Raw genomic sequence first — 24,238 nt, 5'->3', positions numbered from 1 at the left:
TTTGTTGGTAATTATTTATAAATTGATAGGTTTCTTAAATCTAGTGTTAATTAATTATTAAAAAATTGTCCTAGGGTGGAAATTCGCGCTATCATACCCATATGTGCCTTGTTACTCGGCAATTATTAATATCCCTATTTTCTTATGAAGGTAATAGGCAAGTCTTTGAAGTGTCATGGAGATTCTGAATTAGTTTGACCCCCATAACCAAGCCACATTGAGTTCCAAGTCCGGCAACAGGCGATCGCCATTGAGTGTTTGGGGTTTATTTAATATTTCTATCGGGGAATCAGGGCGATATATTTCCACTTGTTGATCAATCGGATTAATTAACCAGCCTAACTCCGTTCCACAGCTTAAATATTCACGCATTTTTGCTTGAGTTGCAGCTAGGGCATCACTGGGGGAAAGTAGTTCCAACACAAAATCTGGACAGAGCGGGGGAAACTTTTCCCTTTCTGCGGGAGTTAATGCTTCCCATGTTGACCTTTTTACCCACGCCACATCGGGGGAGCGCAAAGCACCGTTAGGCAAACGAAAGCAAGTAGAAGAATCAAAGACTACACCCAATTGAGTCCGACGATTCCAAAGATTAAAATCCGTGTTTAATTCTGAGTTGCGACGGCCTGTTTCTCCACCCGTGGGGGGCATAATAATTAGGTCTCCGTTGGAGCTACGTTCAAATTTTAAATCAGGATTTTGTTGACAGAGAGCGACAAATTGCTGATCTGTCAGCGAAATAATTGGCTTTAGCTTGAGGATGGTGGAATACATGGCATAGGAGAAAAACGAGTTTGGAATTGGCTGATTAGTTGATCAAGCACAAAGGGGTCTGCATTCGCATGGTGAATTTTAAAACAGAGGGGAATTAATAGTTTGCCATCTTGCCAGTAGCGTTGACCGAAGTAAAACCACGATTGTCCTTGGATTTTTTCTCTGCGATAGTGTACACTCAAAGCCGTAAATTTTAAGTTGGGTAAATTACCAAAAATACAAGCTAAACAGAAGGTGTTATATTCAGCTCTCTCGTAGTTTCCTGCCCGAATTTGGGCTAATTTCTCACTGTAAAGTTGAGCAAAATCCCCATAGCTAAGTTGGGAGACATTTTCCAATAGCATTTCGGAAAAACGTTCTTTGCCCCCGATCGCCACGCTGACCATGGCCGGCGGATTATCCAACACATACCATTGTTGATTGTAATAGCGGAGCCGAAATTCCCAATGGTTTTGCAAACATTGCATCCAATGCCAGAGCAAAAAAGCAAAAAAACTGCCTGGGCTGTCCTTTTGTTGTTGGTAAACTCCATAGGCATTGGTCACATCCAATTGCAACGTCAAATCAATGTAGGGAATTTGCAATAGGCGATCGTCGGTAAAAAAATCCAAAGACCAATCTAGATAACCTGCCCTTTCCTCCGGAGTTAAAAGGCGGGGTTGATAGCGGACGGGAATTTCCATGCGCCTAGGGGATCTCAATATTCAATGGTGGATTTAATTCCTGAGCAAAGTTGGGGGCAACCTAATGCAACTGAAATATAAATGTGACCAAATCCCCTTTGCCCAAAGCAAGGCGATCGCCGGGGCGCAGTAAATGACGGTTGCCTGGGAGGAGGGCCGTGTGGTTAACGTACGTTCCATTGGCACTGCCCACATCTTCCAAGAAATACTCATTGCCTTCCAGACGGATATCGGCATGGACCCTAGACACCACATCGGAATTGGCAAAACCCGACACATCGATGTCTGGTGGTACCTTATCGTTGGGTTTGCCTAGGTGAATTACCGTTAGGCCGGCAGGAATTTCCAACGTGGTTTGGGTCTGCACATGGACAAGGGAAGCCCCCTGGGATTGGAGTCGGGTGCCCACGGGAAATGGGGCCGGTGTGGAGGAAACTTCGGGAATGGCCGGAATGGGTTCAGCACTTTCTGGAGCTACGGCGATCGGGATGGGGACCTCTTCTTCCTCCGGAGCACTTACTACTAATTGTTGGGGATCAATGGTCTGTCCACAGTTGCCGCAAAAAGTAGCATCACTTTGCACGGAGCTGCCACAGTGGGGACAAGGCATCAGAGTGGGCAGGGGGGTAAAGCAGGCCTCACACTGGATGGCCCCTTCTGGATTGGTGTGATTACAGGTGGGACAGACAGCCATAAATAATGTAGGGATTAATGTTAAATGCCACAGCGGAGTATGGCAGGATTCTCTTCAATCGTAGCGAAAAATTTGTCTTTCCTAACCCTCCCGGCCCCAGGGCAAAAAATCTCCACCCCAGCTCGAATTGACTCCCTGGGAGGAGGACAGTCGGGGAAAGTGAAGTGCTAAGGTAAAGGGCGATCCTACGGCAAAATTCTAAATTTTTTTGATGAGTGACGACACACCCCATCCTGAGTGGCAATTAGTCCCCCAGGGAAACTTTGTCCGATTATCCCTAACTCTCCCGACGGTAACGACGGCTCCCGACTCCCCTAGCCTGGTGTTTTCCCATCAACAACTGGAACAAAGCTTGGGTAATTATTTGCGTATTATGGCGGGGCGATGGCAAGACCAGACCCTAGTGCGGTTAGCGGTGAATAATCAACTGTTGGATGCTAGACAACTCCAGGCGATCGCCGCTGGCCTGAAGGAACAGAACCTGACCTTGCAGTGGGTGGAAACCAACCGTCGTCAAACCGCTGTGGCCGCCGCCAGTGCCGGCCTTTCCGTGGATCAAACCATGGCCGACAAGCCCCTGGTGGATCCTTCCGAGACCCCTTCTCTCCCCAAACCGTTAGTGGTACGCCATACCCTCCGTTCTGGGGGGGAAATTCGCCATGGAGGAGATGTGGTAATCATTGGCGATGTCAATCCGGGCAGTAGCATTGTGGCCGACGGTGACATCCTTATTTGGGGATGTTTGCGGGGTATGGCCCATGCCGGTGCCAAAGGCAATGACCAGGCTGTTATTATGATTCTGCGGTTGGCCGCCTGTCAGATCCGCATTGGCGATCGCCTAGCTAGGGTAGGGGCCGATGCCGTTGATCGCCGTGAGCCCGAAATCGCTTATATTACTTCAGAAGGTATCCGTCTGACCCCGGTGCGTCAGTTTCAGCGTTCTGCTCTGCTATAAAATCCTTACCCCTTACTCACTAACTGCCCGCTAACAGTTTCGAGTCCAAGTTATTACCGCACGTTATCAGCCAACTATGAATCGGATTATTGTTGTCACTTCGGGCAAAGGTGGAGTCGGAAAAACCACCACCACCGCCAATTTAGGAGCGGCCCTAGCTCGATTGGGAAAAAAGGTTGTCCTGATTGATGCGGACTTTGGCCTGCGAAATCTGGATTTATTGCTGGGTTTGGAACAACGTATTGTTTACACCGCCATCGACGTTTTAGCTGATGAATGTACCATCGACAAAGCCCTAGTAAAAGATAAGCGTCTGCCCAATTTAGTCCTGCTCCCTGCCGCCCAAAACCGCTCAAAGGATGCCATCAATGCTGAACAAATGCAGTCTTTGGTGGAACAACTCAAAGATAAGTTTGACTACATTATCATCGACTGTCCCGCTGGTATTGAAGCTGGTTTTCGCAATGCGGTGGCTCCGGCCCAGGAGGCAATCATAGTCACTACTCCAGAGATGTCGGCGGTGCGGGATGCAGACCGGGTAATTGGTCTTTTGGAAGCGGAAGACATCGGCAAAATTAGCTTGATTGTTAACCGCCTGCGACCAGAGATGGTACAACTCAATCAAATGATTAGTGTGGAGGACATTTTAGACCTTTTAGCGGTGCCGCTCATTGGCATTTTGCCAGACGATCAAAAAATTATTATTTCCACCAACAAAGGGGAACCTTTAGTAATGGAAGAAAAGCTGTCTGTACCGGGGTTAGCGTTCCAAAACATTGCCCGTCGCCTAGAAGGCCAAGACATTCCCTTTCTGGATTTCATGGCGGCCCACAATACCCTACTCAACCGTATCCGCCGTCGTCTCTTGGGGGGTTAATCCCATGGATTTGCCCTTTTTCCGTTATGACCTAACAGCCAGTGAGCGAAAACCAGCATGATTTTAGAATTGATTGAAAGGCTCTTTAGCCGGAGTGGCAAAAATAGCGGCGAAGATGCCCGTCGGAGGCTCAAACTGGTCATCGCCAATGATCGATCAGGGCTAAGCCCGGAAATGATGGAGGAAATGCGACGGGAAATCGTGGAGGTGGTGAGTCGCTATGTGGAAATTGACCCCGGAGAGATGGAGTTTTCCTTGGAAAGTGACCAACGGATGACAGCTTTAATTGCCAATTTGCCGGTGCGTCGGGTACGTCGAACCAAAGCTAAATCAGAAGCACAAGAAAGTTAGGGGTTGGTCTTGATAAATACTGATGCCCTAACAACGTTAACCAATTTGCCCATTGTCACCCAGGTTATTATCCTCGGCACGGCCCATTGTTTACTGGGACTCACCGCCACGGCGATCGCCTATGGGAAGGGTCGTAATTTCCGTCGTTGGTTGGCGATCGGTTTAATCGGTGGCACTCCAGCTTTGGTGGCAGCCATTGTGCTCAAATCCCAGAAAAGTTTGGGCAATTAGTGTTTTTTTGCTGGGAAATATAGGCTGCACCAGTCTTTTGCTCTGCTAACTGTGATTGACGGTTGCACCAGTACCAACTTTATCTGGCTGTTTTCTGTATTTGAACGTTTGATTAAAAACTTCCTGCAATGCAATCTCGCCTATGTTCTGTCTATTGTTTTTTAGGGACTCAATCAATTCCAGATTTTCTTTGTAGTAGCCATCTATATCCAAAAGCCGCTCATAGTTTATATTTTCCATGGGAAATATATGCGAAGGATCACTTCAATGTCCCTTGCTCCCCATCTGCTACTTTTTCCAGCTAATTTCGTTTTTTACCTTCCTTAAACTGGCCATAATTTTCGCCAGGTTAAGCTGGGGTAAGATCAACCTGATCGCCTATCCCCGTGCCATTGGTATCCTGCCCCCCATGATCCAAGCTATGCCCTCTGCCCCCACCGTTGACTTTAAAGATCCTGCTTACTATTTTAATCGAGAATTGAGTTGGTTAGCCTTTAATCAACGGGTCCTCCATGAAGGTTTAGACGACCGTACCCCCTTGTTGGAACGGTTAAAGTTTTTGGCGATTTTTTGCTCCAACCTAGATGAATTTTTTATGGTCAGGGTGGCGGGGCTCAAGCAACAGGTAGAAGCGAATGTCACCAAGTTGACTGCGGATGGTCGCACTCCATCCCAACAGCTTAAAGAAATTAGTAAAAGTCTGCGGCCTTTGGTATATCAACAAAACCAGGTGTTTGAGTATGTGCTCAAGGAAAAATTAGCGGATGAGGGCATTTTCCTCAACGATTATGTAGATCTAAGCCAAGAAGAAAGACAGTATTTGCATCAATTCTATGATGACCATATTTTCCCGGTTTTAACTCCCCTGGCGGTGGACCCCAGCCATCCTTTTCCCTACATTTCCAACCTTAGTCTTAATTTGGGGGTGGTGGTGCGAGACCCGGATACGGATGAAGAATTATTTGCCAGGGTAAAAGTGCCCCCCACTCTGCCCCGCTTTGTGGCTTTGCCCGAGGACGTGTGTCAGCCAGACCCCAACAAACCATGGCTCTGGACCGGTGTGCCCCTGGAGCAGGTCATCGCCCACAATTTAGCTTCCCTTTTTCCCGGCATGATCATCCAGGAATGTCATTTATTTCGGGTGACCCGTAACGCAGACATTGCAGTGGAAGAAGACGAGGCTGATGATCTACTCCTGGCGATCGAAGAGGAATTGCGTAAACGGAGGGTGGGTAAATCCGCTGTGCGTTTGGAGATCAATGCTTCAACTCCGAAAAATATTCGCGATCGCCTGATGACGGATCTAGGGCTAGAAGAAATTGACGTTTATGACATTGACGGCCTGTTGGGGCTGAAGGATCTGTTCTTTTTCCTTTCTTTACCTGCTCCCCACCTCAAGGACGAACCCTGGGCTTCGGTTATTCCTCCCCGCCTGAAGCATGTCTATGAATTTGTGGATGGGGACGAAGACGGCCGGGTCCAGCAGGAGGGGATAGATATTTTTACTCTGATTCGCCAGGGAGATATTTTAGTTCACCATCCATATCAATCCTTCACCGCTTCGGTGCAACAATTTATTACCCAGGCGGCCTACGATCCCCATGTATTGACCATTAAAATGACCCTGTACCGCACTTCGGGGGATTCCCCCATTGTTAACGCTCTGATTGCGGCGGCGGAAAATGGCAAACAGGTGGCGGTGTTGGTGGAACTAAAGGCCCGTTTTGATGAAGAAAATAACATTAACTGGGCTAGAAAATTAGAACAGTACGGTGTCCATGTGGTCTATGGACTGGTGGGGCTAAAAACCCACACTAAAACCGTCTTGGTGGTGCGCCAGGAAGGCCCTGATATCCGTCGTTACGTTCACATTGGCACTGGCAATTACAATCCCAAAACCGCTAAGCTCTACACCGATTTGGGGTTGATTACCTGTCGTCCAGAATTGGGCAATGACCTGACCAATTTATTTAACTTTCTCACCGGCTATTCCCGCCAAAAGGATTACCAAAAATTGCTGGTGGCTCCCGTTAATATGCGGGAAAGAATGGTGGCAATGATTGAGCGGGAAGCGGACCATTGTCTAAATGGGGGCACCGGCCGCATTGTGGCCAAGATGAATTCCCTGGTAGATACCCAGATCATTCGTGCCCTCTACGCAGCTTCCCAGGCGGGGGTGCAGATTGATCTGATTGTGCGGGGTATTTGTTGCCTCCGACCGGGGGTGGAAAATGTCAGTGAAAACATTCGGGTAATCAGTGTGATTGGTCGTCTGTTGGAGCACTCCCGCATTTTCTATTTCCACAATGGCGGTGAAGAGGAAATTTACATTGGCAGTGCTGACTGGATGAGCCGCAATCTAACCCGACGGGTGGAGGCGGTGGTGCCGGTGGAACAGCCGGATCTCAAACAGGAATTACAGTCCATCTTGGGCATTCTTTTGGCCGATAATCGTCAAGCTTGGGAGCTACAGCCCGATGGCACCTATGTGCAACGTCGTCCCGCTTCCCCGGAACAAAGCCAAAGTTCCCAGGCAATTTTCACGGCCCAGGCGATCGCCGAAACTACGGAAGACCCGGAACTACGTTCAGTTTGATTAATTACTCGGCTCCACTGGAGCAGTAGCAGGGCTTTCCTGCTTAGCCGGGGGTTGGGCGGGACTGCTAGCTGGAGGGGTAATACCTTTGTAGTGTTGGTAAGCAGTGCGAGAAATATCTTGAATTAGCAAACGGCCCGCCACATCGTTATGGGGTCTGGTGGCCAAGACGGCCCCCACATAGCGTTTGCCATTGGGCATATCCACTATGCCCGCATCCCCCAAGACGGTACCAATGTCGCCGGTTTTATGGGCAATTTGGGCATCCGGTTCCAACCCCTGGGGTAAAAGGGTGCGGGTTTTGGTCTGTTGCATGATCCCCAACAGGCGATCGCGGGATTTAAGGGATAACAATTCCCCTCCCTGGAGTTTGACCAGCAATAAAGCTAGATCCTGGGGACTGGTGGTGTTGGTACCTTCTAAATCCGGCAGGTAATTATTAATTTTCGTTTGGGGCATCTGCCAAGCCTGGAAGCGTTGGTTGAGAAATTCCTTACCCCCCAGCCGTTTGATCAACATATTGGTGGCGGTGTTATCGCTGATCACAATCATTTTGGTCACCACCTCCAGGGCTGGATAGCTGGAGCGTTTGCCCACGTCATATTGCATGGTACCCGCTTCCCCCACAATCACATCTTGCGTTAGGGGCAGTTCTTCGTGGAGTTGAATTTTGCCCTGGTCCACTGCTTCAAAAAAGGCGATCGCCACGGGAATTTTAATGGTGCTGGCGGCGGGGAGTTGGGTTTCTCCCTTGGCATTGGCGAACTGGCCGTTATCCACATCAATGAAATAGGAGTAGGAATTAATGGCCGGAGCTTTGGAAGTGCCCAGGGTAGTTAATTTTTGGGTTAGGGCCTGATCCTCTTGGGTAGGCTGAACCTGGTCAGAGAAAGCACTGGGGGCAGTGGCCACGGTCGTTTCCTGACTTTCTGTCGCTTCTGGTGTGGCCGTTGCCGGTGTTCCCCGCAATTTATCGGTTTCAGTGGTGACCCAACCCGCAATGGAAGCTAACACCTTTTGGGGGTAAATAGCTGGCTGGTCCGGCTGGGCTTGATGGGGTTCTTTCGCAGTGGTCAAGGGGGCACCATTCTGGTCTCCCCGGATAAATTTAGTGGGACTGAAGGTGGTAATGGCCGTACCGGCGATCGCCCCGATGCCAATGCCCACAATGCCAAGGCGAACAGAGGTCAACACACTCTTTTGCCACCAACTGAGGGGTTTACTGGGTTTGCGGGGCCGTAGGCCGACATTTTTGCCCTTGGCTACGGATTTAACCCCGGTGGCGCTAACAACCTTCAGGGGGTTGACCTTGGTTTCCCCTGGCTTTTGGTTTGACTGCTCTTGGTTTATTTCTGCGGAAGCACCGGCCTGTTCCCCAACCTCAGCAATGGTGACGCCGGTGGGGGGGGTAGATGTACCGGAGATAACCCGGAGATTACGGCGTTGGGTGCGACGAGACTTAGGACGGCGGGGCATGGAAGTAATCATGGTGAGGCTGGAGGGGCATTAACCCAGAGGAGGATCGGTCGTTAGGGAGGGCGGCCTTTCCATTAGTTCAACACTCTAAAACGAAGCACCCATACAGGACAAGAACTTGGCAAAAGTTTATTGGCCAGGCCATCACAATCCCCCCCTTGGTTGCTCGGAATGACTAATTTAAGGTTTAATTTGTTGCGCTAACCAATCAATTTGGCCCAAAATTCCCCGCAATAGGGCCACTTCTTCGCTGTTTAGGGCGGCTCGCTGATAAATTCTGCGAAATTTCGCCATTTTACTACGGGCAGTATGGGGATATAAAACTTCGATATTGAGCAAAGTTTTCTCCAGGTGCTGACAGTAACTATCCAATTGAGCATTGGTGGCCAAGGGCATGGTTGACCCATCCTCCAGGCGATCGCCAGGGACTTGGTTATTTGTCTCCATGGCTAGGCTAGCTTGGTACAACTCATAAGTACAGACCATCACTGCTTGGGAAAGGTTCAACGAGGGATATTGGGGATGGACTGGGATCCGCACAAAACGGTGGGCTTGGTTGAGTTCCTCATTGGTTAGGCCACTGTCTTCCCGACCAAATACTAGGGCGCTTTTCAGGTTTGGAGCCAACAACCAAGGCAATGCTTGGCGGGGGGCTTCCATGGGAGATTGCAATATTCGCTCCCTAGCACTGGTGGCAATGATGCGCTGGCGATCGCCAAGGGCTGTGGCCAAATCATCCACTACCTTCGCTTGGGCGAGGACGTCTTTGGCATGGACTGCCATGGTTTGGGCCTCAACGCTCCGATAATCACAACGGGGATTGACCAAAATTAATTCTTCCAACCCCATATTCTTCATCGCTCTGGCGATCGCCCCTACGTTTCTTTCCCCCTGGGGCTCCACAACAACAATGGCAATATTTTCCAAATCAGTGTCCTCCAAAAGTTTTAAATTAAGTTTTAAATTTGCGAGCGATAATGGCGGAAATTTTCAGCACACTCTACAACTATCCATAAAATTATGTCCGAAGCATCCCCTAGCTTAATCCTTGGCGGCGATATTATCGGAGCAGGAATAGAAAGTTTTCTTCACACAACTCTAAGAATCTGTTTAGAAAGTGCAACTCTAGATATTTATCCCCCTAAATTTCCTCACTAAAGCTTCGGCAATGCTGGAGGACTTTTACCTAAATCCCCCCCCAACTTTGGGGGACTAGGGGGGCTTTTAAAACACAACCCTAAAATGGTTTTTCTTTCTGGTGACGACTACCAAAAATATAGGTAAATACAAAGGTAAACTCGCAACCAATAAAAAACACCTGAAAAATCAAATAAATCCACAATAACAATACCATTACATTGCCCACCACACCGTAAGCTTGTAAGTTTTCACCAATGCGAATAATGCCACTACCAACTGCATTTTGTAAGGCCATCATGGTGGCCGCAGTTAAAATTGCGCCGGGAAAAATATCCCACCATTGCAGACGGACGGGAGGCAAAACTTTGAATAGAGTGATAATAACTACGGTAATGAGAAAGTAAGAAATACTAGTTTGTAGAGTGGTAATTAATCCTAAACTGTCAAAGGTAACCCAAGGAATGGACTGTCCAAATTCCGCCAGTACGGTGAGGAAAATTTTAGCGGCTAAATTGGCAAATATGGATAGCAAAAATACCATCACTGTACTTAAAACCAGCAAAAAAGCGAGGATTTTATTCCTGATAAAATTGAAGGCGTGGTGCTTAACCCCAATATTTTCCTTGGGCTGATGAACCACCGCCCAGATTTTCTTTACACTTTGATTCAAAGCATCAAAAATACGACTAGCAGTGAGAACCAAAATACCAAAGCCAATGAGTCCAGCACTAAAGCTACTTTGGTTAAGATTAGTCAAAGCTTGCTGAAAAACCCTGAAGGGCTGTTCTGGCAAAATATTTTGGGCAAAACTAATTAACTGTAAATAATAGTTTGAATCTGCCCCTAATAATCTACCAGCAATGCTAAGCATTACTAAACAGATGGGAAACAGGGAAAATAATGCATAGTAAGCCAGGGCGGCCCCCATATCCATGCAGTTATCTTTCTGCCATTTCAGAAAGGTCTGTAATATCAACTGACTGATGCGGGCTGGTAAAATCACAGTCCGAAAAAAGTTAATCAACCGCTTCAGTTGGGCAAAATTGTTCCCCATCAATCAGATCAAAATTAAAAACTAGAAAGGTGGGCCTGAACCCACCTCTATGGTCAGACTCTGCCTCCCTTTTTTCTCAGCCTTCTGGTTGCTCCAATGGATAGATTTAGAGAACAAACGAAAATTCCGCAAATATTTTTTCTCGGAATTAATCAGTAACAACTTAATCTACTTCCTAAAGTTGCCATAGCCAGAGCTAATTAAATTGGGAGGGCAAGCTAACTGTTAACGCTGGGATACCATTTCTTTATCCTTAGCCAAAAAGACCTCTAGTTCTTCCAGCATTTCTGCATCGACTTTAGTTTGCATGGGGCAGAATTTGGGCCCACACATGGAACAGAATTCTGCGGTTTTATAAATGTCCGCCGGTAAAGTTTCGTCGTGGTATTCCTTGGCCCGTTCTGGATCAAGGGACAACTCAAACTGACGGTTCCAGTCGAAGTTATAGCGGGCTTTGGAAAGTTCATCATCCCGGTCCCGGGCCCCTGGGCGATGGCGGGCAATGTCGGCGGCGTGGGCGGCGATTTTATAGGCGATTAAACCATTGCGCACATCTTCCGCATTAGGTAAGCCCAAATGTTCTTTGGGGGTGACGTAACACAACATGGCGGTACCGTGCCAACCGGCGATCGCCGCTCCGATGGCGGAGGTAATGTGGTCATAACCAGGAGCAATGTCCGTTACCAGGGGACCAAGCACGTAGAAGGGCGCTTCACTGCACTCTTCCATCTGTTTTTTAACGTTGAACTCAATTTGGTCAATGGGGACATGGCCGGGGCCTTCCACCATCACCTGCACATCATGTTCCCAAGCCCGGCGGGTTAACTGACCCAGGGTTTTAAGTTCAGACAATTGGGCATCGTCGGAAGCATCATGGGTGCAGCCGGGACGGAGAGAATCCCCCAAACTGAAGGAAACGTCGTATTTTTTGAAGATTTCAATAATCTCGTCAAAGTGGGTGTAGAGGGGATTTTGCTTGTGGTGATGCAACATCCATTTAGCAATAATGCCACCGCCGCGGGAAACAATGCCGGTAATCCGAGATTTCACCAAGGGCAAATATTCAATCAACAGTCCCGCGTGGATGGTCATGTAATCCACTCCCTGCTGGGCATGTTTTTCGATGATGTGGAGGAAATCATCCGGGGTCAGGTTTTCGATGCTACCGTGGACGCTCTCCAGGGCTTGGTAAATGGGTACGGTGCCAATGGGAACGGGGGAAGCATTGATAATAGCGGTACGAATCACGTCTAAGTCACCACCGCCGGTGGATAAATCCATTACCGTGTCTGCGCCATATTTAACGGACAAAAGCAACTTTTCCACTTCCTCGTCAATGTTGGAAGAGTTAGGAGAAGCGCCAATGTTGGCATTGACCTTACATTTGGAAGCAATGCCGATCGCCATCGGTTCCAGGTTGGTGTGGTTGATGTTGGCGGGGATAATCATGCGTCCCCGGGCCACTTCGTCTTTGATCAACTCAACGGGCAGATTCTCTCGCTTCGCCACATAATCCATTTCCTCCGTGATCACCCCTTTGCGGGCATAATGCATCTGGGAAACATTGGTTTGTCCCTGGCGCTTAGCAACCCAAGCAGTTCTCATACAAATTTCCTCGAATGGTGAGCTTCCCTCCGCTGGTATTACCCAGTCTCAGGTTCTAAGGGTTTTTCTCAGCCTAGCTTTCTAGACACCCCTAGCTATGGCAAATTCTAGCATCATTTCTCTATCCCCATCCCTTCCTTAGGCGATCGCCAATCCCGTGAATCACAGTTTTGCTTGATCGATAATCATTATCCCTCTTCCGTCAGACTGAGGGATAGTAAAAATTAATTTTGTCCTACATCCAGTTTAGATTAATTTAAATCCATACAAATAGTAAAATAAGAAGCTTAAATCTTCTTAAAAAAAGCAATGTTTGCTAAAAGCAGGAAGTGCTTTTATTGGATAACATCAAATAAGACTTGGCTCATATACCGTTCCGCCCAAGCTTCCCCAAAAGCTTTTTCCAGTACCCGACGGGTTTTATCATTTTTCTGTTGTTGTTGGCAGTAATGAATTTGCCCCTGACGGTGCTCTAAAGTTTGAGCTTCAGACAAGGGTTCGGCAACGATGGATTGGTGACAATGAATTTGCAAAAAATCCGCTACCCTTTGTACAAATCTTTCTTCTTCAGTGTCATTGCTGGGACGGATGAATAAACAATATTCAGAAAATATTTCTCCCCAGGGGGGCAATTCCCGTTGTTGCTCAAATTCTGGCTGGCCTAGCTCTGCCAATGATTTTTGGTACGCTGCGGGCAATTGGCGATCGCCTTGGGTGGGGGATAGATCCGCAATAGCCGCACTCACTCCGCCGGGGCCGGCCACAATGTCACAGCCAAACAAAGGTAGACCGTATAAAGGCTCAGGAAACATTACACAGTGGAGAATATCCAACCCTTTGCCCACCTTGGCCAACTCCAAATGCATTTTGCGAAACTGGGGCGTTTGGTAGCACCGATTTTCAATCACTAACTTTTCCCCTTCCAGGCGGCCTTCCACATAGCCCAAATCCTCCGGCAATTGATAGAGCTTGAGGGGTAAACTTTGCCAACTGGCGGCGATCGCCAGGGCCAACTGTTGAATCATCGGGTTCAACGTAGGCATCAGGGAAGAATTGGTCAAACTTAAATCAGTGACGGCCATGGTAAATACTCAAATCTAGGGCAAAGCAATGGGAATAATGGGCTGGAAATTAAGCTAAAACCTACGTTGGACTACCGCCTCCTTCTTCCGTTGACAGTTCCAAACAATAGCCTGCCCCATACACCGTTTTAATAAAGCGAGGTCGACGGGGATTCGGTTCCAACTTAGTGCGGAGGTGACGAATGTGGACCCGGATGGTTTCAATGTCATCATCTGGTTCGTAGCCCCATACTTCCCGCAAAATATCACTGGGGGAAACCGTTTGCCCATGGCGCTGCAACAGACAGTGAAGCAACTCAAACTCTAAATGGGTCAGCTTGATACTTTTACCAAACCAAATAGCTTCAAACCTTTCGGGCACTAGGGTTAGGGGTCCCTGGTTAAGAATTTCTGAATGTTTTGCCGCCTGGGGGATGCGATCGGTGCGTCGCAGTAGGGCCCTCACCCGGGCTAACATTTCCTCCACGTCGAAAGGCTTAGTGAGGTAATCGTCCGCCCCAGAGTCAAAGCCTTGAATTTTATCCTGGATCTGACCCAACGCCGTTAGCATCAAAACCGGAATATCTGCTGTGCGTTCGTCCCGGCGCAAACGTTGACAAACCGTAAATCCATCCACTTTGGGTAACATCAAGTCCAACATGATCAGATCCGGTTGTAGTTGCACCGCCAACGCTTGCCCCTTGATGCCATCCACTGCCTGTTGGACATCGTAGCCTGCCATTTCTAAATTAATGGAGACTAAATCGGAAATTGCCGGGTCATCGTCAATGATCAGTATTCGAGGCATGCTCAGGGACTAAAACTAAAGGAAAAAAACGATTTTAAAGGGGCAACCTATTATAAAGGCTTTCACAGTCCCAGGGCCTGAAAATTAGCGCCCTGTTTCCCGCGGCATTTTTATAGTAATTATAGACTTGCGAGCATTATGACCAAGAAAAACTCCATCTAAAACATGGATAATCTTGTGCTGAAGCTAACTATATTTTTTTAAAAATGACTAAAGTAATGTCATCAAAAACCCGGCTGTCACCAATATAAGCCATTAAATCCTCCACCACTGCTTGACTAATTTCCAAGGCTGTTGACTGGTGATTGGCAATGAGCACCTCTTGAAATCTTGCCAAACCATAAAATTGTTTTTCCCCGTTTTCTGCTTCGGGAATACCATCGGTGTATAGCACAACCACATCCCCTGAATGTAAATTAATTTGGGTGCGGGCAATAAAGGTCGTAATATCTTTCTCCAAAGCAAGGGGAAAGCCTAAATCAATGGTATCTATTTCTTCTATGGCGCCATCAGCACGAACCACAAAAATGGATTCATGTTGGCCACTAAGGATTAATTCCCCCGATTGATAATCTAACATCACCAGGGTCATATTTTTACTCAGTTCCATCCGTTGGGTATTTTTGTAGAGAACCTGATTGAGTAAATTGTGGAATTGCACTGCTTCCGTAATTTCTGCCGTTAGCAGAGTTTGGATCGCAGTTTGGGCCATTATGGCCATTACTCCACTTTCTAACCCATGGCCAGTGACATCGCCAATGCTAATAAAAATGCGGTTACCGATTTTAACCACATCATAATAATCTCCCCCCACTTCAGTGGCCGAAGCCATGTAGCAAGCAATATCTAAATCGGTAATTTCTGATAATTCTTCATGTTTGGGTAAAACCATCATTTGTAATTTTCTCGCTACATCTAACTCGGTTCCCAATCGCATATTTTCCTGTTTTAACTGAGCATTGAGGCCAGTAATTGCTTCGTTTGCTTTGGCTAAGTCTGCTGTTCTTTCTGCTACTTTTATTTCCAGTTGACTGTTTGCTTTAAGCACTTCCTGTCTGGCTATTTCCCGGTCCTTAATATACATTTGCAAAACCTTTAGCACCACAGCCCAGAGGGGAATTAAGGTAATTAAACTAACTACAGCCAGGGTGCTAGCAAAAAATAATGTCTGCCGAAAATTAGCTAGGTTGGCCTGGATACGATTGGCGATCGCCAGTTCACTCCTTGCAATGCCGTCAATGTAAATTCGTTTATTACCCAGATATTCCCGGCTGTTGAGCATGGCCTGGGCCTGGGACAAATTTCCCTGCCGCACCAACTCAAAAGCTTTTGTTTCCATTACCACCAAACGGTTGTTGGCGATTTCAGTTTCCTGGGCTCCTTCCCCTTCATAGGCTTCTGGTGCAATGGCAATGGCTTGCTTGATCGCCGCTCCTAATTCCGGTTCAAATTTGAGATACCGTGCTTCCCACTCCAAATCCCCTGTGGCGGCGGCCATTTGAGAAGACATGGTTAAGACTTCGTCTAAGTGGACAATTTTGCCAGCCTGGGCCTGGAGTTGAAAATCCACAGCCACCGTATTTTGAAAAATTAGATAGGTTTGCCAGGAACTCCACCCCAGGGGAATAAACAGTAACGCTGTTAAAATAATCGCCGCCGCAACAATGCGAATAGGATAATACATTGCCACCTGAATGGCCCGGGACAAGGGGCGGAACATCACAAAACCCTCCCATGGTAGAGGCCACGGTGACGGTTTGCTGCAAATTATCGTTCCTGGGTTATCCGGCTAGGCGCGAGGAAAGTGAAAATTTTAACCTAGCATTTAATCGTCCAAACTTACCACTACTGTGGTGGAGCCACGGGAATAGCTACCCCTTCCGCTGGAATGACTGGAATGAGATTATCTTCTGCTGGATTTTTACTGGCGGGGGGCGCAATGGGGGCTTCGGTGGGTAAGGCTTTTTTCGGAGCTGGGTTACTGATGATGGCAGTGTCCACGATTTTTTGCTCCATGGGGTTGCCCAGGGGACTATGGAGAGGGGGTGAAGAAGGCTGGGCACTGGCATCGGGGGATGGAATCCCAGCATTTTCTCCGACGGGAACTAGATTTTCTTCAATTATTTCGGTGGCTTCCGTTTCTAGCACTTTAGCCGTTTCAGCGGCGGGATTAGGGTTCTTATCGGACTTCGCCTCGCTGGGGATGATGGGACGCAACTCAGAATTGACCAGTTGGGCACCACTATCCTGGGGAGCGTTATTCTCCGGCTGGGCGATCGCCGGGGGACATTCGGTACTGCTTAGTCCCACTCGACAGCGTAACTCCTCCCTAGCCAAGGAGACAAAAATGCCGGTGCTCGAAAGGAGTAAAGCAAAAATAGTTAAAGCGTTTCTCATGACCACTGACGGAACTTGAATCGGTGTGTTGTCTTTGCCATTGATGCCAGGTGGTTAACTGAACCACGGCGACCCCATGGCAATTGATCCTAGCCCATGGCAAGGGAAATTTTCATTGTCCAGGGCCATTTTGGCGATCGCCCGTAGTGGGGTAATGGAAAAGATAGGATTTCACCTCTTGGTCAAATTAATCGAACCAACCAATGTCTTCATCGCTCAAATTGGTGGGAGGTTGTTTGGGAGCGACGTAACGGACAGGCATGGCCCTGGAGAGGGTGGTAAGGGCCGCGCTGACTTGGGGAGCTAAATCCTCTTCCAAATCTTGAATTTTGCTATACAGTTTGCCCACCAAATTTTTTTCTTCCTTCAGTTCTGTTTGCAGTTTCTCCACCAATTGAACTTCGTTCTGGAGCTCTTTCACCCTGGCCTGTTCTTGTTTTAAACTTTGTTCTAGTTGTTTAACCTTTTCCTGAGCTTTCTTTTCCTGTTGTAACTGCTCTTTTAATTTTTGCCCTTGGCTTTTTTCTGCTTGCAGTGCCGCTTTAATACTGTTCAACTGGGCTTGAAGCTCGGCCAAATCTGCTGTAGGTTCAGGCACAGAGGCCTCTGGAGTTGGCTCGAGATCAGGGGAAATACCAGCATCTAACTCTGGTTGGGACTGGGCTTTAACTTCTTGTTTGAGCAGATCCGATAAGCTTTTTCTGGCCATAGTTAAAGGGAAAATCTATAAATATTTATAGGTATTAAGAGTCAATGATCAAACTCTGGGTTTAGGTTGGGAAAATAGACTCGGTAAATTTCGACCAACACAGTCCAGAACCTAGAGTAATTCTCGCAAAAGTTCATCCGCCACCCGTCGATAATCTGATTGAGCCTCCTTCGCATTTTTGCCTTTCCATTGGGTAATGGCCATACCGTCCAACACAGACCGCTCATGGGCTTTATAGCTCCGCACAAAGGCATGGTAAGCGGGGATACCCAGTTCTAGGAGGGTATTTTGAGCTTCGAGGGTTTCATTCAGACTGCGGGAGTCCACCTTGGTCAACAGCACCCGATGGGCCACCCTTAGGGGATTAACAGCGGTTTTTACTGTGTCGATCAACGCCGTCAAATCCATGGGGGCCGGGGGCGTCGGCAATACTAGATAATCAGCTAGACCAATGACCGTCCTTAATGCCTCGGAACGGAGGGCCGGAGGTGTGTCCACGACAATAATTTGGTAGTCATCCACCTGGGGCAAGTCCTTCAATGCCTGGGGATTATTTTCTTGGCTGAGATGGAAACCCATTTTGTCTCCACTGCGTTCCACCCACCAACTGGCAGAGCCCTGGGGGTCCGCATCCACCAAAAGTACCGATCGCTTTTCCGCTAAAATTGCGGCCAGGTTAACTGCGGTTGTGGTTTTGCCAACGCCGCCCTTGCCGTTAACTACTGCCAAAATCTTTGGTGTGGACACCGGTTTCCCCTACCTTGACCTATTACCGTTGCTCCTCAACATACCACAATTGTTCCTTCTATTTAGGGAATTATACTGGGGTCAGAAGCCAATTTTTACCCATATCCTGGGGAGTTAGCTGGTGCGTGAAAGTTATCCAATTGTTGATTGATACGAATGGCAATCCACTATGCGTCCCTTGGCAAATCCCTCATTGATCTCGTTTGTCTTCCTCCAGGGAACGAACCGGTGCCTGTTTTGCTAGCTCAGAAATTAGCCCTGGCCCTACAGTCGGAGGTGGTGGTGTGGGTGGTGGGTCGGAGCCAGCCTTGGTTTTGGTCCTTGGCTGGCAAGCATGGCCGTTGGCCCAGCGAAGACTTTTGGCAGCATTGCTCTCCCCAGATTATGGAGGCGATCGCCAATGGGGAAGGATTAACTTTGACAACAGCAGAATGGCCATTGTGGCAAGACGTTTTTCATTTACCTTACCCTAGGGTGGAGGGAATCAAAACATTTTTCCAAGGCAAGGAAAATGGGCTAATTCTAGCGGTGTATGACTGCTCAGCCACGGGTGAAACAATGCCAAAAAAACGGCAATTTACCTTACAAAAACTCCAGAATGATTTGGGGATTATCAATCAATTATTGTCAGGAATTGAGTCGCCTAGCGATGGAATATTGCAGGATATCCCTTCTATAAATCTTACTGAATTTGATCCCATCAGCCCGCTCCATTCTTCCCGTAACATTTTTGAAGACAGCCCAATTTTAAAAATCTGGTATGAAGCTAGTCGCCGACAATTAGAACAACAAAAACAATGGAATGAGAAATTAATTAACAATATTATTACCATCATGAGTGATCAGACCCGCAATCCCCTGGCCACCATCCGCATCGTAGTTGCAACTTTACGCACCACTCCCCCTACCCCAGAAAAGCTAGAACAAAGATTGGCAATTATTGATCAAGCGTGGGATAAACTCAATGATATTAACAGCAAAATTTTACAATTAAAGCAACTAAAAAAAGAGGTTAATCAACTACAAATCCATGACTTAAATATAACTATTTTGCTAAAGGAAGTGATTGACCACTGCTTTCCCTTGCAGGAAGACAATCACAGAATACAATTTCATTACGACCATGGGATTAATTCGGTGGCCGCTGATGATAAATACTTGCGGCAAATTTTCCAAGAATTGTTAACTAATGCACAAAAGTTTGCCGTGGCCGATAGTCCCATTGTGGTCACCCTAGAACAATGTGAGCAAATCTCAATGCAAGTTAAAAAAAATATTAAATGCACTTTTAGTAATCAGACTGTGGCCGTGGATGACAAAAATCTCCAACATTTATTTGATCCTTTTTATCGGGAGCAATGGGTGATTGACTCGGCGATCGCCGGGGTTGGGTTGGGGCTAACCATTGTCCGCACTTTAATTGAGCAACTCAATGGTAAAATCAGCGTTGTGGGAAAGCCCTCCTGCCAGCCAGGCCAGACCGTAATAACTTTTACCTTAATGATTCCGGAGTCTGGGGCGACTGAATAATTTTTCCTCCGTTGATGATGCTCATTTCGCAACCGATGGCGGATCGACCCCTCAGTTGGTCGGGTTTGTCCCGTAGGCCGTGGCGCAGACAACTGGCGGTCACTAGGGTTTTTCTTTTATTTGTGTTCTTTTTGTCGTGGGACCGGCTCACAGCCCCCCGCTCTGCCCAACGGCGCTATCGTCGAGCCCAATGGTTGGTGCAACAGTTACTTTATTTGGGCCCTACTTTTATCAAGATTGGTCAGTCCCTTTCCACCAGGGCGGATATCATTCCCGCGGAATATATCGAAGCTTTTACCCAACTCCAGGACCGGGTCCCTCCCTTTGATTCCCGTCAGGCGATCGCCGTTATCGAACAGGAATTGCACGGGGCGATCGATGAGATTTTTCAACAATTTGAAGTTACTCCCCTGGCATCGGCCAGTTTAGGCCAGGTGCATCGGGCGGTGTTGCCCACCGGGGAAGCGGTGGTGGTGAAAGTACAAAGACCAGGATTGGATAGTTTATTAAATCTAGATTTTGAGCTTTTACATCAAACATTGCGGTTAGCCAAACGATGGTTACCCGGATTCCGCCAACTGGCTCAAAAATATGAAATTGAAGCCATTTATCAAGAATTTTTCTCCCTGCTTTTTTTGGAAATTGATTACATTCACGAAGGCAAAAATGCAGAAAGATTCCGCCAAAACTTTGCTGATTATCCCAGGGTTAGGGTGCCAGAAGTTTATTGGCAATATACCACCCGTATGGTTTTAACACTGGAATATTTACCGGGCATTAAAGTGGACGATCGCCAAGCCTTGGAAACCGCTGGCATTAATTTAGATTTAGTGATTCAAACCGGTATTTGCGCCTATTTAAAACAGTTACTAGTTGATGGTTTTTTCCAGTCCGATCCCCATCCTGGCAATATGGCGGTGGATAGCCAGGGGGACTTAATTTTTTATGATTTTGGCACCATGGCGGAGGTAAAAATTATTGCCAAGGATCAAATGGTACAAACCTTTTTTGCTGTGTTGAGAAAGGACACCAACCAGGTGTTAGAAGCTTTAATTTATATGGGCCTAGTGGAACCGAAAGGTGATCTAAGTCCCGTTAAAAGAATTATTAATTTTTTACTGGATAACTTTCGCGATAAACCGATTGATATTAAAGCCTTTGACCAAGTGGGGGAAGAGGTCTATGCCATGTTCCAACAACAACCCTTTCGCCTACCGCCCCAAATGACCTTTATTTTAAAATCCATCTCCACCCTAGATGGCATCGCCCGGGCCTTGGACCCCCGCTATAATTTAATCGCCGCCAGTCAGCCCTTCATCCAAAGCGTCACCGTTGCCCAACCTAAACGTTCCCTGGCCATGGCGCTGCTGCAACAGGTTAAACAATTTGCCCTCGACCAATTGAACAGACCATCCCGTAACCAACAATTTCTCCAGGAATTGGCCGCCAAATTAGAACGGGGCGAGCTCCAGTTTGCCACCCGCTCCCCGGAAGGCGATCGCCTGTTGCGGAAAATCCACTTGGCCCTAAAAAGTCTCATTTTTGCCTGTTTAACGGGCTTTACTTTACTATCAGCAACGGTCTTGCTATCCACGGTCTATGCTCGTTTTGCTGTGGTGGGTTTCGGCTTAGCGGGACTATTTGGCCTCTTTTTACTCCGGTCTTTGATCAAGTTGGCCGTGCAAGAAAAGTTAGACCGACTGGTGCAAAAAAGGTAGTTAACTAAAAATTTTAGGCACCATTAGGTTTAACAAATAGTCCTAATAACCTTCAATACTTAAATGCTCTTTCTGGAAATCTTTGGCCACGGCCCGAGGAAATTCCCACCGTACTGCTAGCTCAACTGGGTTGCCTAGCGCAAAGACCCTAGGAAGATTAGATTAGAAACAGTGCTGTCAACCAAGGGAAAAATACTGTGATTTTAGTTGTGGGCGCCACCGGCGGCGTGGGCAAAAGGGTAGTTAAATTGCTCATTGACGGAGGCCAAGAGGTGCGGGTGTTGGTGCGGGATGTGCCCAGGGCCAAAAAACTTTTTCAAGCTTGGTTTGGGGGTAGGCTACCCGATCGCCTGGAATTTTTCGGTGGTGATTTAACTATTCGGGAAAGTTTAACTCCAGCATTAATGGCCCGGGTAACGGCGGTGATTTGTTGTAGTGGCACCAAAGTTCAGCCAGTGGAAGGGGACACGCCCCAACGGGAAAAGTATTACCAAGGGCTCAAATTTTACCTACCGGAAGTGGTGGATGTGCCGGAGCAAGTCGAGTATGAAGGCATCAAAAACCTGCTGGCGGTGGTCAAAGAGCATATTCAACCCAAGGAAAATACCCTGTTCGATTTTCGTCAGACCGATTCCCCCCGCTTAGCTTGGTACTCCGTTGATGACGGGGTGATGGGGGGCATTAGTGCTAGCCAATGGCGGCTCACTGGCGATCGGGCTTTATTCACCGGAGAAGTTTCCACTGCCAATAATGGGGGCTTTGCTTCGGTGCGATCGCCAAATTTTGAACCGGCGTTGGATCTTTCCTACGCTGAGGGCATTCAACTCCGCATCCAAGGGGACGGTAAGCGCTACAAATTCATTATCCGTAGCCAAAACGACTGGGATGGGCTGAGCTACTGTTACTCCTTCGACACATTTAATAATCGTCCCCAAACAGTTTGTATTCCCTTCCAACAATTAATTCCCGTCTTTCGGGCCAAAACCGTGCCAGAAAAGGGCCCATTCAATTCTGCCCAGGTGTCCGCCTTCCAGTTGATGCATAGCAAATTTGAGTACGATGGTGGGCTAAATCCCAGCTTTTCTCCGGGCATATTTGGTCTGGAAATTGAATCCATCAAAACCTATGCCAATCCCCTCACGCCCCAATTCATCCACGTCAGTTCTGCGGGGGTAACCCGTCCCGGTCGCCCAGGGTTAAATTTGGACGAAGAACCACCAGCGGTGCGCCTCAATGACCAATTGGGGGGCATTTTGACTTGGAAATTACGGGGGGAAGATGCCATCCGGGGCAGTGGTTTAACCTACACCATCGTTCGGCCCTGTGCTTTAACGGAGTCGGAAAATCCAGAAATGTTGCAATTTGCCCAGGGGGATAATCTGCGGGGCCAAGTGAGTCGCTGGGCGATCGCCAAGTTATGTGTGGACAGTTTGCAATGGGCGGAAGCTGGAGGTAAAACCTTTGAAGTCAATGGCACAACTGGGGGCAGTAACAACACCGCTTGGCCATTCCTACTCAGACAACTCAACTTTGACCGGCGCTAGGTTTAGATCCAGGGAAAGTTTGGTTTTATTTACGAAGCGGGTAACGCGATTCGAACGCGCGACATCAACCTTGGCAAGGTTGCGCTCTACCACTGAGCTATACCCGCAAATTTCAGACTTTTATCAATATGCCAAAGAAAGATTTTTCTGTCAACACTCGTGGCAAATTTTTTTGTAGTTGATGGGGAATCTGCCTTAGACTGGCGGTATCTGCTTCTTTTTGCTTATCGCCATGGCCCCTTCCCCCGCTCCTCTACTATCCCTTTCCCTGCCGGAATTAACCGACTGGGTGCAAACCACTGGCCAACCGGCCTATCGGGGTAAGCAAATTCACCAATGGTTGTATCAAAAAGGGGCCCATTCCTTAACGGCCATGACGGATTTGCCGAAGGTGTGGCGGGAAAAAAATGCCCATTACCCCATCGGGCGATCGGTCATTGACCACTGTGCGGTGGCCCCGGATCACACCAGGAAATACCTGCTCCGTTTGGCAGATGGGTTGATTATTGAAACGGTGGGCATTCCCAGCAGTAAGCGTTTAACGGTGTGCGTTTCCTCCCAGGTTGGCTGTGCCATGGATTGCAATTTCTGCGCCACGGGCAAAGGAGGGTTCATCCGCAATTTAGAAAGTCATGAAATTGTTGACCAAGTGCTGACCGTACAGGAGGAATTCCAGGAACGGGTGAGCAATGTGGTTTTCATGGGCATGGGGGAACCGCTGTTAAATTTGCCCCAGGTGGTGAAGGCGGTGGAATGTCTTAATCAAGTGGTGGGCATTGGCCAGCGGGCGTTGACCATTTCCACAGTGGGGTTGCCGGGGAAAATTCGCCAACTAGCCGATCGCCATTTGCAAGTGACGTTTGCGGTTAGTCTCCATGCTCCCAATCAAACTTTGCGACAATCGTTAATCCCCAGTGCAAAACATTATCCTTTGGAACAATTGTTGGCGGACTGTCGGGCCTATGTGGAAACTACGGGGCGCAGGGTAACGTTTGAGTATGTCCTGCTGGCGGGGGTTAATGACCAACCAATCCATGCAGAAGAGCTGGCCCGGCGTTTACGGGGCTTCCAAACCCATGTCAATTTAATTCCCTACAATCCCATTTCCGAAGTTGATTATCAGCGGCCGACGGAAGCGCAAATCAATCAGTTTGCCCAGGTTTTGAGTGACCATCGCATTGCAGTCAGTGTGCGTTATTCCCGGGGAGTACAAGCGGATGCAGCCTGTGGCCAGTTACGGGCTTCCCGCAAGGAAGAATTAACGAAATTAACTCCTATGGCGTGATTA

General features: G+C 47.9%; 23 protein-coding genes, 1 tRNA gene and 1 riboswitch. Of the genes, 9 read left to right on the top strand and 15 right to left on the bottom strand.

The window, feature by feature from the left end:
- Window positions 1–189: 189 nt before the first annotated feature.
- The 3 genes from BWK47_RS13855 to BWK47_RS13845 all read right to left on the bottom strand — a co-directional run bounded on the left by BWK47_RS13855 (window position 190) and on the right by BWK47_RS13845 (window position 2,151).
- The gene (locus BWK47_RS13855; protein ID WP_162329087.1) at window positions 190–774 is read right to left on the bottom strand and encodes a Uma2 family endonuclease; all 585 of its coding nucleotides are present in this window, start codon (window positions 772–774) and stop codon (window positions 190–192) included.
- Window positions 750–1,457, bottom strand: coding sequence for a CatA-like O-acetyltransferase (locus BWK47_RS13850; RefSeq protein WP_162329086.1), 708 nt, complete (start codon window positions 1,455–1,457; stop codon window positions 750–752). Before BWK47_RS13850 ends, BWK47_RS13855 begins: the two co-directional genes overlap by 25 nt.
- Before the next feature lie 61 nt (window positions 1,458–1,518).
- On the bottom strand, window positions 1,519–2,151 hold the full coding sequence (locus tag BWK47_RS13845; protein WP_162329085.1) for an FHA domain-containing protein: 633 nt from the start codon (window positions 2,149–2,151) through the stop codon (window positions 1,519–1,521).
- A 211-nt stretch (window positions 2,152–2,362) separates the two neighbouring features.
- Here BWK47_RS13845 and minC point away from each other — a divergent pair, with 211 nt between their 5' ends.
- The 4 genes from minC to BWK47_RS13825 all read left to right on the top strand — a co-directional run bounded on the left by minC (window position 2,363) and on the right by BWK47_RS13825 (window position 4,565).
- Window positions 2,363–3,106 carry a septum site-determining protein MinC gene (gene minC / locus BWK47_RS13840; protein WP_010873891.1) on the top strand — a complete coding sequence of 248 codons (744 nt, stop codon included), beginning with the start codon at window positions 2,363–2,365 and terminating at the stop codon, window positions 3,104–3,106.
- 76 nt (window positions 3,107–3,182) lie between these two features.
- Window positions 3,183–3,983, top strand: coding sequence for a septum site-determining protein MinD (minD, locus tag BWK47_RS13835; RefSeq protein ID WP_010873890.1), 801 nt, complete (start codon window positions 3,183–3,185; stop codon window positions 3,981–3,983).
- A 57-nt stretch (window positions 3,984–4,040) separates the two neighbouring features.
- On the top strand, window positions 4,041–4,334 hold the full coding sequence (minE, locus tag BWK47_RS13830) for a cell division topological specificity factor MinE (RefSeq protein WP_010873889.1): 294 nt from the start codon (window positions 4,041–4,043) through the stop codon (window positions 4,332–4,334).
- A 9-nt stretch (window positions 4,335–4,343) separates the two neighbouring features.
- Window positions 4,344–4,565, top strand: coding sequence for a hypothetical protein (locus BWK47_RS13825; RefSeq protein WP_204250416.1), 222 nt, complete (start codon window positions 4,344–4,346; stop codon window positions 4,563–4,565).
- A 45-nt stretch (window positions 4,566–4,610) separates the two neighbouring features.
- On the opposite strand, the gene BWK47_RS13820 is transcribed toward BWK47_RS13825, so the two are convergent.
- Entirely contained in the window at window positions 4,611–4,805 is a 195-nt protein-coding gene (locus BWK47_RS13820) for a hypothetical protein (protein WP_162329084.1), read from the bottom strand.
- A gap of 169 nt (window positions 4,806–4,974) precedes the next feature.
- Between BWK47_RS13820 and ppk1 the strand changes: the two genes are divergently transcribed.
- On the top strand, window positions 4,975–7,161 hold the full coding sequence (gene ppk1 / locus BWK47_RS13815; RefSeq protein ID WP_010873888.1) for a polyphosphate kinase 1: 2,187 nt from the start codon (window positions 4,975–4,977) through the stop codon (window positions 7,159–7,161).
- Here ppk1 and BWK47_RS13810 read toward each other — a convergent pair whose 3' ends face one another.
- The 10 genes from BWK47_RS13810 to BWK47_RS13765 form a co-directional block, all read right to left on the bottom strand.
- A complete protein-coding gene (locus BWK47_RS13810) occupies window positions 7,162–8,649 on the bottom strand; it encodes a serine hydrolase (protein ID WP_162329083.1) in 1,488 nt (495 codons plus the stop codon). It abuts the gene before it with no gap.
- A 168-nt stretch (window positions 8,650–8,817) separates the two neighbouring features.
- Window positions 8,818–9,579, bottom strand: coding sequence for a TrmJ/YjtD family RNA methyltransferase (locus BWK47_RS13805; protein WP_204250415.1), 762 nt, complete (start codon window positions 9,577–9,579; stop codon window positions 8,818–8,820).
- A gap of 295 nt (window positions 9,580–9,874) precedes the next feature.
- Window positions 9,875–10,831, bottom strand: coding sequence for a YihY/virulence factor BrkB family protein (locus tag BWK47_RS13800; protein ID WP_162329082.1), 957 nt, complete (start codon window positions 10,829–10,831; stop codon window positions 9,875–9,877).
- 225 nt (window positions 10,832–11,056) lie between these two features.
- Complete coding sequence (gene thiC / locus BWK47_RS13795) at window positions 11,057–12,436, bottom strand: phosphomethylpyrimidine synthase (RefSeq protein ID WP_010873884.1); 1,380 nt, start codon at window positions 12,434–12,436, stop codon at window positions 11,057–11,059.
- Between the two features lie 7 nt (window positions 12,437–12,443).
- Window positions 12,444–12,539, bottom strand: a riboswitch (TPP riboswitch).
- A 232-nt stretch (window positions 12,540–12,771) separates the two neighbouring features.
- A complete protein-coding gene (locus tag BWK47_RS13790) occupies window positions 12,772–13,518 on the bottom strand; it encodes a phycocyanobilin:ferredoxin oxidoreductase (RefSeq protein WP_162329081.1) in 747 nt (248 codons plus the stop codon).
- 61 nt (window positions 13,519–13,579) lie between these two features.
- A complete protein-coding gene (gene rpaA / locus BWK47_RS13785; RefSeq protein ID WP_010873880.1) occupies window positions 13,580–14,305 on the bottom strand; it encodes a two component system response regulator RpaA in 726 nt (241 codons plus the stop codon).
- A gap of 190 nt (window positions 14,306–14,495) precedes the next feature.
- Window positions 14,496–16,025 carry a PP2C family protein-serine/threonine phosphatase gene (locus tag BWK47_RS13780; protein WP_237269655.1) on the bottom strand — a complete coding sequence of 510 codons (1,530 nt, stop codon included), beginning with the start codon at window positions 16,023–16,025 and terminating at the stop codon, window positions 14,496–14,498.
- A 125-nt stretch (window positions 16,026–16,150) separates the two neighbouring features.
- A complete protein-coding gene (locus BWK47_RS13775; RefSeq protein ID WP_199303575.1) occupies window positions 16,151–16,702 on the bottom strand; it encodes a hypothetical protein in 552 nt (183 codons plus the stop codon).
- Between the two features lie 187 nt (window positions 16,703–16,889).
- Window positions 16,890–17,411, bottom strand: a complete 522-nt coding sequence (locus tag BWK47_RS13770; protein WP_162329079.1) for a hypothetical protein — start codon at window positions 17,409–17,411, stop codon at window positions 16,890–16,892.
- Between the two features lie 111 nt (window positions 17,412–17,522).
- Entirely contained in the window at window positions 17,523–18,158 is a 636-nt protein-coding gene (locus tag BWK47_RS13765) for a ParA family protein (RefSeq protein WP_010873876.1), read from the bottom strand.
- A gap of 156 nt (window positions 18,159–18,314) precedes the next feature.
- On the opposite strand from BWK47_RS13765, the gene BWK47_RS13760 reads away from it, so the two are divergent.
- The 3 genes from BWK47_RS13760 (at window position 18,315) to BWK47_RS13750 (ending at window position 22,950) form a co-directional block, all read left to right on the top strand.
- Entirely contained in the window at window positions 18,315–19,688 is a 1,374-nt protein-coding gene (locus BWK47_RS13760; protein ID WP_162329078.1) for a sensor histidine kinase, read from the top strand.
- Between the two features lie 14 nt (window positions 19,689–19,702).
- On the top strand, window positions 19,703–21,406 hold the full coding sequence (locus BWK47_RS13755; RefSeq protein ID WP_162329077.1) for an ABC1 kinase family protein: 1,704 nt from the start codon (window positions 19,703–19,705) through the stop codon (window positions 21,404–21,406).
- Between the two features lie 197 nt (window positions 21,407–21,603).
- Window positions 21,604–22,950, top strand: coding sequence for a CIA30 family protein (locus BWK47_RS13750; protein ID WP_162329076.1), 1,347 nt, complete (start codon window positions 21,604–21,606; stop codon window positions 22,948–22,950).
- Window positions 22,951–22,985: 35 nt separating this feature from the next.
- Here BWK47_RS13750 and BWK47_RS13745 read toward each other — a convergent pair.
- A tRNA-Gly gene (locus tag BWK47_RS13745) sits at window positions 22,986–23,057 on the bottom strand.
- Window positions 23,058–23,182: 125 nt separating this feature from the next.
- Here BWK47_RS13745 and rlmN point away from each other — a divergent pair.
- Window positions 23,183–24,235, top strand: coding sequence for a 23S rRNA (adenine(2503)-C(2))-methyltransferase RlmN (gene rlmN, locus BWK47_RS13740; RefSeq protein WP_162329075.1), 1,053 nt, complete (start codon window positions 23,183–23,185; stop codon window positions 24,233–24,235).
- The last annotated feature ends 3 nt before the right edge of the window (window positions 24,236–24,238 follow it).

It is taken from the genome of Synechocystis sp. CACIAM 05, assembly GCF_010222815.1.
In the GTDB taxonomy this organism is placed as follows: Bacteria; Cyanobacteriota; Cyanobacteriia; order Cyanobacteriales; family Microcystaceae; genus Synechocystis.
The sequence above is the reverse complement of the archived record's forward strand: the minus strand, read 5'-3'. Positions and strand labels throughout refer to the sequence as shown.

Excerpts from the sequence above, each read along its gene's own strand:
- BWK47_RS13855 (WP_162329087.1), bottom strand. The coding sequence starts at position 774 with ATGTATTCCACCATCCTCAAGCTAAAGCCAATTATTTCGCTGACAGAT.
- BWK47_RS13850 (WP_162329086.1), bottom strand. The coding sequence starts at position 1,457 with ATGGAAATTCCCGTCCGCTATCAACCCCGCCTTTTAACTCCGGAGGAA.
- BWK47_RS13845 (WP_162329085.1), bottom strand. The coding sequence starts at position 2,151 with ATGGCTGTCTGTCCCACCTGTAATCACACCAATCCAGAAGGGGCCATC.
- minC (WP_010873891.1), top strand. The coding sequence starts at position 2,363 with ATGAGTGACGACACACCCCATCCTGAGTGGCAATTAGTCCCCCAGGGA.
- minD (WP_010873890.1), top strand. The coding sequence starts at position 3,183 with ATGAATCGGATTATTGTTGTCACTTCGGGCAAAGGTGGAGTCGGAAAA.
- minE (WP_010873889.1), top strand. The coding sequence starts at position 4,041 with ATGATTTTAGAATTGATTGAAAGGCTCTTTAGCCGGAGTGGCAAAAAT.
- BWK47_RS13820 (WP_162329084.1), bottom strand. The coding sequence starts at position 4,805 with ATGGAAAATATAAACTATGAGCGGCTTTTGGATATAGATGGCTACTAC.
- ppk1 (WP_010873888.1), top strand. The coding sequence starts at position 4,975 with ATGATCCAAGCTATGCCCTCTGCCCCCACCGTTGACTTTAAAGATCCT.
- BWK47_RS13810 (WP_162329083.1), bottom strand. The coding sequence starts at position 8,649 with ATGATTACTTCCATGCCCCGCCGTCCTAAGTCTCGTCGCACCCAACGC.
- BWK47_RS13800 (WP_162329082.1), bottom strand. The coding sequence starts at position 10,831 with ATGGGGAACAATTTTGCCCAACTGAAGCGGTTGATTAACTTTTTTCGG.
- thiC (WP_010873884.1), bottom strand. The coding sequence starts at position 12,436 with ATGAGAACTGCTTGGGTTGCTAAGCGCCAGGGACAAACCAATGTTTCC.
- BWK47_RS13790 (WP_162329081.1), bottom strand. The coding sequence starts at position 13,518 with ATGGCCGTCACTGATTTAAGTTTGACCAATTCTTCCCTGATGCCTACG.
- rpaA (WP_010873880.1), bottom strand. The coding sequence starts at position 14,305 with ATGCCTCGAATACTGATCATTGACGATGACCCGGCAATTTCCGATTTA.
- BWK47_RS13780 (WP_237269655.1), bottom strand. The coding sequence starts at position 16,025 with ATGTTCCGCCCCTTGTCCCGGGCCATTCAGGTGGCAATGTATTATCCT.
- BWK47_RS13775 (WP_199303575.1), bottom strand. The coding sequence starts at position 16,702 with ATGAGAAACGCTTTAACTATTTTTGCTTTACTCCTTTCGAGCACCGGC.
- BWK47_RS13770 (WP_162329079.1), bottom strand. The coding sequence starts at position 17,411 with ATGGCCAGAAAAAGCTTATCGGATCTGCTCAAACAAGAAGTTAAAGCC.
- BWK47_RS13760 (WP_162329078.1), top strand. The coding sequence starts at position 18,315 with ATGGCAATCCACTATGCGTCCCTTGGCAAATCCCTCATTGATCTCGTT.
- BWK47_RS13755 (WP_162329077.1), top strand. The coding sequence starts at position 19,703 with ATGATGCTCATTTCGCAACCGATGGCGGATCGACCCCTCAGTTGGTCG.
- rlmN (WP_162329075.1), top strand. The coding sequence starts at position 23,183 with ATGGCCCCTTCCCCCGCTCCTCTACTATCCCTTTCCCTGCCGGAATTA.